This window comes from Micromonospora tarensis (genome assembly GCF_016803395.1).
GTDB classification, from domain to species: Bacteria; Actinomycetota; Actinomycetes; order Mycobacteriales; family Micromonosporaceae; genus Micromonospora; species Micromonospora tarensis.
Genome location: NZ_JAEVHL010000225.1, coordinates 1 through 10,714, shown reverse-complemented (window position 1 = coordinate 10,714; position 10,714 = coordinate 1). Strand labels below are relative to the sequence as shown.

Sequence of the window (10,714 nt, the reverse complement as noted above, 5' to 3'; positions counted from 1 at the left end):
GTCGGGCACCACAAGGGCTACCAGCTCCCCGACGGGACAAGGTGGAGCGCCCTACCGGACGAACGACCTTGGCCCCGTCCGGGGAGGCTGGACGGTCTGGCGACTGCCCGACGAGGAGATCCGCTTCCACACGTACAGGCGGCGATGCCGCAGGGGAATCTTCATGCCTGCTGCGGTCCGCGCAGCCCGCGAGTAGCTAGCTTGCTGGTAGGGGGTCGAGCCGCCATCTCAGTTCCCTTGCGGCCAGGTACACGTGGGAGTGCTGCGCCATGTCATCAGGTGTCCGAATATCACCCGTGGGATCGAGGTCTAGGTGCAAGAGGCCAGCGTCGTCCCGCACCACCTGGGGCTGATCGAGCATCACCCAGGAGAAGGTGTTGATGTCGACAATCTTGCGGTGCACCAAGCCGCTCAGCTCGATCGTGAGCTGTACCCATCCGGGCTGAAACGCGCGCTGGACGTCAACGACCACGGATGCAGATTGCGCGGCATCGGGTCCGTAGGTTGACCTCAGCGTCAACTCCCGGATGCATCCGTCGCCGCAGTCCACGACGGAGAGAAGGGCGGGCATAGTCTTTGGCGTCAGCTCACGCCAACCCTGCTCCGCCACGTCCGAAGCCTACCCATAGGCAGAGGCCGTAGCCTCTGTTGACCGTCAACGGTCCGCACTCAGTCCGCAAGAGGTCCCCAGACGGCAGGGGAGTGGTGAGAGATGCCGGAAGGTGTTCCCGCTGGTAGGGGCACAGCCCAGCAGGTCGCCGGGTCGCCCATCTTGATCTCATAATCCCTCGGTCGCGGGTTCGAGTCCCGCCCGCCCCACCAGGTAAACCGCTAGATCAGTGATCTTGGCGTGGTGCCACTCGTGGTGCGGTGCTCTCGGCGGCCAGGCCGCCGTGCTGAAGTGTTGCTCCGAATCACCTACCTGCTCGGCCGGACGCTCAGGCAGGCGACAGGTGCTAGATGCACTGAACCCTTTATGGAAGTATTGGCGGTCGGAGCAGCACCGAGTGAAGAAGGAGGCGGGATGCGTGATAGCGATATTCGTCAGGCGCTAACGGCTCTCCTTGTCTCGAAATATCAATCGGATCCCGACACTTATATTCGACACGAGCTGGGCCTTTGTGCTGGCCGAACCAGAGTAGACGTGGCAGTCATCAATGGCCATATATCCGGCTTCGAGATCAAAAGCGATGAAGATAAATTGAGTCGGCTAGAAGTGCAGGCCGAGCTCTATAGTAGGGTGCTCGACCGGGCCTCGTTGGTGACGGTCGACCGCTATCTCGACCAAGCCTCAAAAATGGTTCCCTCGTGGTGGGGTGTCTGGCTCGCCGCTCCTGGTAAACGTGCAGTCCGGATTCGGAACGTCCGCCGTGGCAGCCGTAACCCCTGTCCTAATCCATTCTCTGTGGCGCAGTTGCTCTGGCGGGACGAAGCAATGGCTCTACTGAGAGAGCGCGGCAACCACGGCGGCTTGTCGAAGGTGCCGAGATGGTTTTTCTGGGAACGCCTCGCCGAGACTCTTGAGTTGGGGGAGTTGCAGGCGGAGGTACGGCGCGTGCTTAGGGCGCGGGAGGACTGGCCAACTCGTTCATGACGTGTGCGAGGTGATGGGAAGTTCCCCACGCTCGCCACTGCGTTGCGTTCCCTGGCCCCGGCTGCCGTCTCGCGCATCGCGCGAGTTCACTGTCGCCCCACGAGAAATCTGCCCCCTCGGCCGGCCAATGGTCGGAGGCGACTAGGGCTTTGCACAGATCATAGAAACTGTCGTTGCCGCCGGTCTCGTTACGGGCCCAACGGTAGATCCACCAGTTGTCGCTCGTGGTGTACCTGAGGCTGGGAATGGGGCCGCGGGGCACAGGTCCTTGCATCTCCGGGTGTGCGATGGCGTAGTCGCCAAAATCTGGGCCGCGATCGGCTAGTCGCTTCCAGAGCTCCCAATCCCATCTCGTTATAGGTGTGGCTTCATTGCGGGGGAGGCTTGTGATGGCGGACGGCATGGCGCCTGACGCAACTACGATTGATGCCCATCCTTGATTGCCCAGCGAGGCAAGGATCGTGCCGTGTTCCGGGAGCGCCGGGTGTCATCCCGGGCTGACGTCGAACGGCGCTGGCGGCACCGTTACATCCCGTCCCAACAGCTCTATTTCGCTACCGCCCGGCCGACCCAGCACGCCGACATCGTCGTCCACAACGACGAGCCCCAGCGCCCGGTATGGGAGACCCGGACACGCTGACCACACCCCGTCCGGCAGGACTACGGGTGGTCCTGGGGTGGTAGATCCACGTACTCGCCGAACGGCTCGATGGAGCCGTCCCAACCGTTCCAACCCTGCTGAGTCAGTTGCCCCGCAACATAGGTGTAGGACCAGCGAGCGCCGTCCTCGCCCTCGATGTCGACGACCCCGGAGCGAACGAACGGCGCGATCGCGACGTAGAAGGCCGTGGCCCGGTCCGACCACTTGGGGTCGCCCTCGTCGTCGTGGCCGAACTCGACCCAGTCCCCGTCGCGGGTGATCGAGGCTCTGGCTATCTCCGCGATGTCGGTGAGCGTCTCATCCGACGCGGACGCGTCGGGCCGGTACCAATTATCTCGTTCGGTCAGGGCGGCTTTGACAGCGGCGACCGCGGCCGTGTCGTCCGACTCCGGTAGGTGCAGACGGCCGGAGGGCCACACCGAATATCCCACGGCGGGGATCCTACGGCGGTCGATGTCTACGACGCCGAGGGCGTTGGCCTGCGGAGTGCGCCGAGTGGCCGGCGGGACGTGTCCGGCGGCACCACCAGCGGCCATGATCGTCGTACGGTGTTCCGATGGTGTCCGAGGCGGTGCGCTACTACGACGGATTTCTGGCCGATCGGGAGCGGCTCGCCGAGGGGCTGAGCTGGGCCGTGGTGCAGCCAGCCAGTGCCGGGGCCACTGTCGACGGGGCTATCGAACGCCTGCGGCCGAGCGCGTCGAGCCGGGCGGCGACCAGTCGGGCGAGCTTGCCGACCTGGCCCAGATCGGCCCCGATGTGGTGGTGTTCCAGGACAACGGCTGTGCGTTGAGCCGGCCTGAAATGCTGCGCTGGCTCAGCGACGGCACGCGGGTGCACACGATTGACTGGACCATCAACGGCAACGGCGGCGTCACGTACGCGGTGTACGGCAGGGTGCTCGCCTGGATGGACCTGAACGACCCCGAACGGCGGCACGGCGACGACCCGTCCGCGTTCGCCGACGACCTGGACGACGTACGCGCCGCGCGGGGCACTGGGCACGTGCGACCCGCGGCGATGGCGTTCGTGGAGCGGCGGACCGGTGTCCGGCTGCCGGCGGAGTGGATGAGCGACGAGGGGGCCGATCCGCAGGCCGGGCCGTGGGTGACGGTGCGGCTCGGGGTGATTCCGCCTGATCCGAGGCCGCCGTCGAACTTCGGCCACCACGAGCCCGATCTGGACGCGCGGCTGCGGGCCGCGCCGGCGCCGTCCACGCCCTGCACGCGGCGTTGGGCAACGGGGTGACCGCCGTCGACGCCGTCGGTGCCGTCCGGCACGCGCTCGTCGACGACTGGCCGGCGTTGCGCCGAACCCTGTACCACCTGGTCCGGGGGGCCCGCTGAATCGCCGTCCGCGCGCTCAGGCCGGGCGTCGTCAGGTAGCCGTCGAGGGCAGCACCCGGTAGGTCACGTGCAGGACCGTGCTCGCCGCCCGCGACGTCAGTTGTTCGAGGTTCAGCGGCGGGACGCCCTCGAACAACCGCACGCCGGCACCGAGGGTGAACGGCACGATGTGCAACCGCAGCTCGTCGACCAGGCCTGCGGCGAGGTACTGGTTGATCGTGGTCGCACCGCCGTGAATCGAGATGTCGCCGTCGCCCGCCGCCGCCCGAGCCTGGGTCAGTGCCGACTCGATCCCGTCGGTGACGAAATGGAACGTGGTGCCGCCCTTCATCGGCTGCGGCTCGCGCGCGTGGTGGGTGAGCACGAAGACCGGCACGTGAAACGGCGGATCGTCGCCCCACCAGCCGTTCCACTGTCGGTCCCAGCCGCCACGCACGGGCCCGAACATGTTGCGTCCCATGATGACCGCCGAGGCGGCATCGATCTGGTCGACCTCGGCCCGGTTCTCCTCGCCCGCGTCGAACATCCAGGCGTGCAGCCGTTCTCCCCAACCGTCGCCACCGTCGTCACCGAACGGACGGTCCTCGCTCTGGTTGAGCCCGGCCGAGTACCCGTCCACCGAGATCGTCTGGTTGACGATCACCTTGCCGCTTCGTCTGATCATCGCTCGTCCTCTCGTATCGCCTCGGAAAGCCCCGACCCGCGCTGCCGCACCCATCAGCCGGTGGACGCGACGACCAGCGCGAGGCCGACGCCGAGGTCGACGACCGCGCAGAACTGCGCCCACGAGCGACTCACCACCAGGTCGGCGCGGTAGTGGTACGCGTCCCAGAGGCCGTGTGCCAGGAAGCCGACGCCGGCCACGGCGGTGCCGACCTGCGGTTGTGTCGTCGCGGTCAGCAGGGTGATCGCGCCGAAGGCCAGCATGCCTGCCGTCTGCACCGACATGGTCCGGGTCGGGGCGCATCGATGCCGAACTGCCGCCCACACCCACAACGGCACCAGCACCAGTGTCATCCCCACCGCCGGTTCGACCGGCAGCGAGCCCAGTCGTGCCAGCAGGTGCAGGCCGGTCACCACGGCGCTCAGCACGGCGAAGGCCAACCACGCGCTCGACGGCCGGCCGAGCGCGTACGCCATGAGGTAAATACCGGCCATCGTGGCCACCGCCGGGCCGAACAGCTCGGCGTGCTCGTTCACCAGCGCGATCACCGTGACCGCGCCCGCGACGAGGACGAGGGCCACCACGACCGGCCAGCGATCGACCAACCGCGGCCGGCGCGCTGAGGTCTGCTGGGTCATGCCACGATCCTGCCGCCGACGACACGCGCGGCAGCGCTCGGAGAATGACGACGTCCGAATAGCGGGGACGCGTGTCCGACGCGCTGGGGTCAACCCGAGTGCGCCGTCTCCCGCATCGCCCGGTAGCGGGACGGCGGCACGCCGTACCGGTCGACGAACGCCTGCCGCAGCGACTCGGCCGAGCCGAACCCGCAGCGTCTCGCCACCGCACACAGTGGCAGGCCGGTCGAGGTCAGCAGGTGCGCGGCGGCCTCCGTGCGGGCCCGGCGGACGTAACGCCCGGGGGTCTGCCCGAGATGTACGGCGAACAGCCGCGACAGGTGACGCTCGCTGACCCCGGTCAGCCGCGCCAGCGCCGTCGCGCCGAGGTCGTCGGCGAGGTGGCTGACGATGTGGTCGGTGAGGCCGCGGACCAGGTCGTCGGCGCTGACCCGGCGGGTCAGGAAGATGCTCATCTGCGCCTGCCCGCCGGGCCGTTGCAGGTACGCCACCGCGCCCATGGCCACTCCCCGGGCCAGCGTCGGTCCGTGGTCCTCCTCGATGAAGGCGAGGGTCAGATCCAGTGCGCTGGTCACACCGCCCGAGGTCGCGACGTTACCGTCCCGGATGTAGATCGGTTCGGCGTCGACCCGCACGTCGGGGAACCGGTCCGCGAGTCGGTCGGCGTACATCCAGTGGGTTGTGGCCCGCCGGCCGCTGAGCAGGCCGGCCTCGGCGAGCACCGTCGACCCGGTGCAGACCGACGCGACCCGCTCCGCCAGCGCGGCCAGCCGTCGGACGTGGCCGACCAGCTGCGGGCTCGCCGCCGCGCGTTCGTGGCCGCGGCCACCGCTCACCAGCAACGTGTGCACCGGCCCGGTGAACCGTTCCAGGGCCGCCTCGGCCGCCAGTCGCAGCCCGGAGTCGCAGCTGATCTCACGCTGGCCGGGGGTGGCCAGGACGACGTGGTACGGCGGCGTGGCGCCGATCCGGTTGGCGATGTCGAGACTGGACGTGACGCAGGCGATGTCGAGCAGCTCTGCCCCGTCGTAGCCGACGACGAGGAACACCCGTTCCCGCATCCACACAGCCTAAGCTACCCCTGGGGGGTATCGGTAGGGCGGTTGCGCCGCCGCCGAGGCCCGGACGGCGGTCGCGGGTGCCAGGCAGCCAGCCGTCGATGGCGTTCGGGGCCCTGCTGTACTTGGCGCGGACTGGTGTCAGCGTCATCCCGGGGAGTGCGCCAGACGTTGCGCCGCGCGCCGCGGCGGGAAGTGGAGCAGCTGGTGACGACCGAGATGGGACGGCCCGCCGACCGGCTCGCTGACGTCGTGTCGCGGGCCGACGTGGTGCTCGTCGACTTCGACGGCCCGATCTGCCGCCTGTTCGGTGGCCGGTCCGCGTCACGCGTCGCCGCCGACCTGCGTCAGCTGGTCGTCAGCCGGGGCGTCGCGCTCCCCGACGACCTGGCCGACCAGGACGATCCGCTGGAACTCCTCCGCGCGGTCGCCGGGTTCGCGCCCGAGCTGCTCGGCGTCGTCGAGGCGGCCCTGACCGCGGCGGAGGTCGCGGCGGCGGCGTCGGCGGAGACGACGATCGGAGTCTTCGACCTGGTCCGGGCCTGTGTCGACACCGAACGGTCGCTCGCCATCGTCAGTAACAACTCTGCCGCCGCCATCGACGCCTACCTCGGGCGTCGCGACCGGGCCCGTTACTTCGCCGCCATCGTCGGGCGCGCGGAGCATCCGGATCTGCTCAAGCCCAACCCGGCACCTGTCGTGCGGGCCCTGCGCGCGCTTGACGTCGCACCCGAGGCGGCTGTTCTGGTCGGCGACTCGACCACCGACGTCGCCGCCGCCCACGCCGCCGGCGTCGCCTGCATCGGGTACGCCAACGAGCCGGGCAAGGCCGAAGCCCTTGCCGCCGCCGGGTCCGACGCGGTCGTGACGGACCTGAGCGACCTCGGCGCCGTCCTCGCCCGGACGCGCCCTCCCGTCAGTCAGCTGTCCTGGGTCGACTCCGGCGGCGGGCCACTGATCGTCGTGCCGTCGGCGGTGCTCGCCGAGTGGCGGGGCGCGACGACCGACGACCCGGACGACTGGGGCGACTACGAGCGGGCCTGTCGGATCGACGGCTACGTCGGCACCCTGGACGTGGGGGCGGGTCAGGCGCTGGTGCTCGCCGACGAACCGGCCACCACCACCTACCTCCCGGACCGACGGGTCTTCGTGCGCTGGCTCTACGCCAACTCCGAGGCGGACGTCATCCGTCTCCTGCCGCAGGCGATCGCGATCGCGGACTGGGCGGACGCCGGCACCTGGACGACAACCGGGCCCGCCCGGCTGTTCGACTCCGGGTACGCCGGCGACGGACCGGAGCCGCCGACCCACCTCACGGTCGAGGTGGCCGCCGGCACCTACCTGATCCGTACCGCGCACGTCGAACCCGACAAGCACACCGCGCTGATGCTGGTGCACCTGGCCGAGCAGACGCGGCCGGCCTGAACCGTCAGAGGGCCTGCCGGAGGGCGTCGGCCAGCTCCGCCGCCGTCGTCTCCGGCACCCGCGGCTTGTCGACGAGCATCTCGTCGATCACGGCGGCCAGCCGGGGCGGAACGGACCCGAGGCGTTGCCGTACGGGCACCGCAGTCGTTCGCAGCACCACCGCGATCGGGTCGGTCCCGGCCGGGAAGTCCCGAGGTGTCGTCCCGGTGAGCATCCAGTAGAGGCAGGCGGTGACCGCCCAGAGGTCGACCTCCGGCCGGGCGTACTTGTAGTTGATCAGTTGGGCGCGGGCCTGGAAGGCGATGCTTCCGCCGATGGCGCCGGTCCCGGTGTGCCCGGACAGACCCGCCTGGTCGAACGCCTTGGCCAGCCCGAAGTCGGCCACCTTGGTGACGGACCCGGCGGTACGCAGGAGGTTCCGCGGCGTGACGTCCCGGTGCACCAGGCCGTGGGCGACAGTCGTCCGGCCGCCGGCCAGCACCACCGGCAACTCCGCTCGGTGGGCGTGGGACAGCCCCGCCAACGCGTCGAGGACGATCGGCACCGCCTCGTCGACGGGGAGCCGGCCACCGCGTCGGGCGACGAGCTGCGCGACGTTACCGCCCGGGCAGTATTCGCAGGTGAAGAAGAACGCCGCGCCGGCTGCCCCGGCGTGGTGCAGGGCGACCACATTCGGGTGGCGCAGCTCCCTGGTGCAGGCGATCTCCCGCAGGAAGCTGTCCCGGGCGGCCGGATCCACCGCGCGGTCGGCGAGGAGGGTCTTGAGGGCCACGAGCTGGCCGGTCGGTTGGTGGCGGGCCAGGTAGACCACGCTCTGGCCACCGCGACCGATTTCGTCGAGCACCTGGTGATCGGCGAAGTCGTGCAGACCGGGGGTGCCGTCCGCCGCCGCGGCCAGCAGCGCCGGCAGGGCTCGACCTGGATCCGGCCGGGTCGGCGGCGCGGGCGTACGCCCCTGCTCGACGGTGATGCGCAGGGCGGCGCGTCCGACCCGGACCTCGTCACCGGGTGACAGCTCGTGCTCGCCGTCGATCCGGTGACCGTTCACGAAGGTGCCGTTACGGCTGTCCAGGTCCCGTACCCGAACCGTCGGGGGATCGACGTCGAGCAGGCAGTGGTGGCGGGAGATCCGGCGGCGCTCGTCGTCGACGCGGATGCCGCAGCCGGGAGCGCGCCCCACCACGACAGTGCTGCGGTCGTGGAACACGTACGAGTCGGTGTGCGATTTGGTCCGCACGGTGACCGTGACGCTCGGGGGAGCCGGCACCGGTTTCAGTCGACCAACGCCACGTACAGCGGGGAACCCAGCAGCACCGTCATGCCGGGGCGGCCGTCCAGCTCCGGGTACGGGCTGGGCCCGCAGAGCAGCCGCTTGGCGAGGAACTCCACGTTCTGCGCGGGCCCCCGCAGCCGGGTGCCGGCCCGATGCACCGAGGCCAGCGCCTGCGTGTCGGCCGCGTCCAGGCTCACGTCGCCCGCCGGCGGAGCCAGCACGGCATCGTCGGTGTCGACGAGACCGGCGAGCAGCGCGGGCATCGTGGACATTCCGCCGAACACGTGTGCGGGCTGCTCGGCGGGCGGCGCCGCCCCGAGCACGTGGAACGACGATCCGCCGAGGCCGACGATGGTGTCCCCGGTCCGGCCGCCGAAGTAGACAAGCGCCCGGCCGTCCGTCGCCGGGACGACGCCCCACCGCATCGGCAGCAGCCCCCGGAAGAACTGCCCGGGCTCGTCCACCGAGCCGACGTCGGCGTGCTCGTCCAGGTAACGCGTCACCCGCTCCAGCCGGGCCACCTGGTCGGCGGCGGGACTCTCCACAGTGTGCTTCGCGCCCACGAACGGGAGGTTCAGGCTGAACTCGGCGGATCGTCCACGGCGGTGGCCGGGGTCGATCTGGGACAGCAACATGTCGACCTTGGCGTCGCTGATGTAGAGGTAGTAACGAAAGCTCACGGCTACTCCCTCACCGGCCCGGTTCGCCCCCGACATTACCGTCAGCCATCGACCGGCGGTTGTCCCGCGCCCGGCCGACTGCGAGGCTGCCACCATGCGGTGGCGGCCGGGGGAGCTGATTCTGGACCTGTACGAGGTGCTCGACCAGCCCCGGGAAGGGGGGATGGGCCTGGTCTACCGGGTCCGGCACGGCAGTTGGGGCACCGACCTCGCCGTCAAGGTGCCACGCCCCGAACAGTTGACCACCGAGCTGAAGCGTGGTCGCTTCGAGACCGAGGCGGGCACCTGGGTCGGGCTCGGACTGCATCCGCACGTGGTCAGCTGCGCGTACGTGCGCCGCGTGGACGGGCTTCCCTGCGTGTTCGCCGAATGGGTCGCCGGCGGCTCACTCGAGCACATCGTGCGGACCGGGCGGCTGCACCCCGACCCCGGCGACCAGGGCTCCGACTTCCTCGCCCGTGCGCTCGACCTGGCGGTGCAGTCCGCCTGGGGCATCGACCACGCCCATCGGCAGGGCCTCATCCACCAGGACGTCAAACCCGCGAACATCATGGTGGACCTCGACGGTGGCTGGACCGCGAAGGTCACCGACTTCGGGTTGGCCGGTGCCCGGGCCGCGGTCGAGACAGTCGCCGACACGCTGCCGGAGACCAGCCTGGCGGCCAGTTTCGGAGGGATGACCCCGGCGTACTGCTCACCCGAGCAGGCGGAGGCCGCGGCCGGCGCGCGGGTCACGCTCACCCGGGCCACCGACGTGTGGTCGTGGGCCCTGTGCGTACTGGAGATGTTCGCCGGCCGCCGACCCTGCCGCTACGGCCAGACGGCGCGGGAGGCCTTCGCCGACTTCCTCGCCGGAGGCGAGAGCTGGCCCGGAGCGCGGCCGATGCCGCCGCCGATCGTCGACCTGCTGTGGCGGTGCTTCGACGTCGACCCGGAGACCCGGCCGCGCGACCTCGCCGAGCTGGCCACCGCGGTCACCGAGACGTACGCCGACACCGTCGGCGCGCCGTACCCCCGGGTGCCGCCACCGGCGGCGAGCCTGCTCGCCGGCAGCCTGTCCAACCAGGCGCTCTCCCTGCTCGACCTGGGCCGCGGCGCGGAGTCGGAGCAGCTGTGGCGCAACGCCATCGACATCGACCCACACCATGCCTCGGCGGTCTACAACTGGGCGCTGTACCGGTGGCGACGCGGGGCGATCACCGACCAGCAGGTCCTGGCGGAGCTGCGGACGGCGCAGGAGATCGCCGGGGAGCGCTGGCAGGCGGATCACCTGCCCGGCTTCGTGCACGCCGAACGGGGCGATGACGAGGCCGCCGGAAGGCTGTTGGCCGCCGCGTCGGCAAGCCCCGACGTGCGGACCGCCGCCGGCGTCCTG

12 protein-coding genes are annotated in these 10,714 nt (G+C 70.2%); 4 read left to right on the top strand and 8 right to left on the bottom strand.

What is annotated here, in order from left to right; genetic code table 11:
• Positions 1–196 precede the first annotated feature (196 nt).
• A complete protein-coding gene (locus JM949_RS28805) occupies positions 197–610 on the bottom strand; it encodes a hypothetical protein (RefSeq protein WP_203151320.1) in 414 nt (137 codons plus the stop codon).
• Positions 611–1,024: 414 nt separating this feature from the next.
• Between JM949_RS28805 and JM949_RS28800 the strand changes: the two genes are divergently transcribed.
• Complete coding sequence (locus JM949_RS28800) at positions 1,025–1,594, top strand: sce7726 family protein (protein WP_203151319.1); 570 nt, start codon at positions 1,025–1,027, stop codon at positions 1,592–1,594.
• Here JM949_RS28800 and JM949_RS39985 read toward each other — a convergent pair.
• The gene (locus tag JM949_RS39985) at positions 1,560–1,997 is read right to left on the bottom strand and encodes a beta family protein (RefSeq protein ID WP_407664841.1); all 438 of its coding nucleotides are present in this window, start codon (positions 1,995–1,997) and stop codon (positions 1,560–1,562) included. The two genes, JM949_RS28800 and JM949_RS39985, sit on opposite strands and share 35 nt — an antisense overlap.
• Before the next feature lie 257 nt (positions 1,998–2,254).
• On the bottom strand, positions 2,255–2,686 hold the full coding sequence (locus JM949_RS28790) for a hypothetical protein (protein WP_203151318.1): 432 nt from the start codon (positions 2,684–2,686) through the stop codon (positions 2,255–2,257).
• Between the two features lie 22 nt (positions 2,687–2,708).
• Between JM949_RS28790 and JM949_RS37890 the strand changes: the two genes are divergently transcribed.
• A complete protein-coding gene (locus tag JM949_RS37890; protein ID WP_309232366.1) occupies positions 2,709–3,503 on the top strand; it encodes a DUF6461 domain-containing protein in 795 nt (264 codons plus the stop codon).
• Between the two features lie 129 nt (positions 3,504–3,632).
• Here JM949_RS37890 and JM949_RS28780 read toward each other — a convergent pair whose 3' ends face one another.
• The 3 genes from JM949_RS28780 to JM949_RS28770 form a co-directional block, all read right to left on the bottom strand.
• Complete coding sequence (locus tag JM949_RS28780) at positions 3,633–4,265, bottom strand: dihydrofolate reductase family protein (RefSeq protein ID WP_203151316.1); 633 nt, start codon at positions 4,263–4,265, stop codon at positions 3,633–3,635.
• A gap of 53 nt (positions 4,266–4,318) precedes the next feature.
• Positions 4,319–4,903, bottom strand: a complete 585-nt coding sequence (locus JM949_RS28775; protein WP_203151315.1) for a hypothetical protein — start codon at positions 4,901–4,903, stop codon at positions 4,319–4,321.
• 89 nt (positions 4,904–4,992) lie between these two features.
• Positions 4,993–5,964, bottom strand: coding sequence for a GlxA family transcriptional regulator (locus JM949_RS28770; RefSeq protein ID WP_203151314.1), 972 nt, complete (start codon positions 5,962–5,964; stop codon positions 4,993–4,995).
• A gap of 204 nt (positions 5,965–6,168) precedes the next feature.
• Here JM949_RS28770 and JM949_RS28765 point away from each other — a divergent pair, with 204 nt between their 5' ends.
• Positions 6,169–7,386: an Imm21 family immunity protein gene (locus JM949_RS28765; RefSeq protein ID WP_203151313.1), complete on the top strand. Its 1,218-nt coding sequence runs from the start codon at positions 6,169–6,171 to the stop codon at positions 7,384–7,386.
• 4 nt (positions 7,387–7,390) lie between these two features.
• On the opposite strand, the gene JM949_RS28760 is transcribed toward JM949_RS28765, so the two are convergent.
• Both JM949_RS28760 and JM949_RS28755 read right to left on the bottom strand, forming a co-directional pair.
• Complete coding sequence (locus JM949_RS28760; protein WP_203151312.1) at positions 7,391–8,653, bottom strand: protein kinase domain-containing protein; 1,263 nt, start codon at positions 8,651–8,653, stop codon at positions 7,391–7,393.
• Between the two features lie 5 nt (positions 8,654–8,658).
• Positions 8,659–9,339 (bottom strand): DUF7019 family protein, encoded by a 681-nt coding sequence (locus JM949_RS28755; RefSeq protein WP_203151311.1) that lies wholly within the window; start codon positions 9,337–9,339, stop codon positions 8,659–8,661.
• Between the two features lie 94 nt (positions 9,340–9,433).
• Here JM949_RS28755 and JM949_RS28750 point away from each other — a divergent pair.
• Positions 9,434–10,714, top strand: a 1,281-nt coding sequence (locus tag JM949_RS28750; RefSeq protein ID WP_203151310.1) for a serine/threonine-protein kinase, incomplete at its 3' end; no start/stop codon positions are given.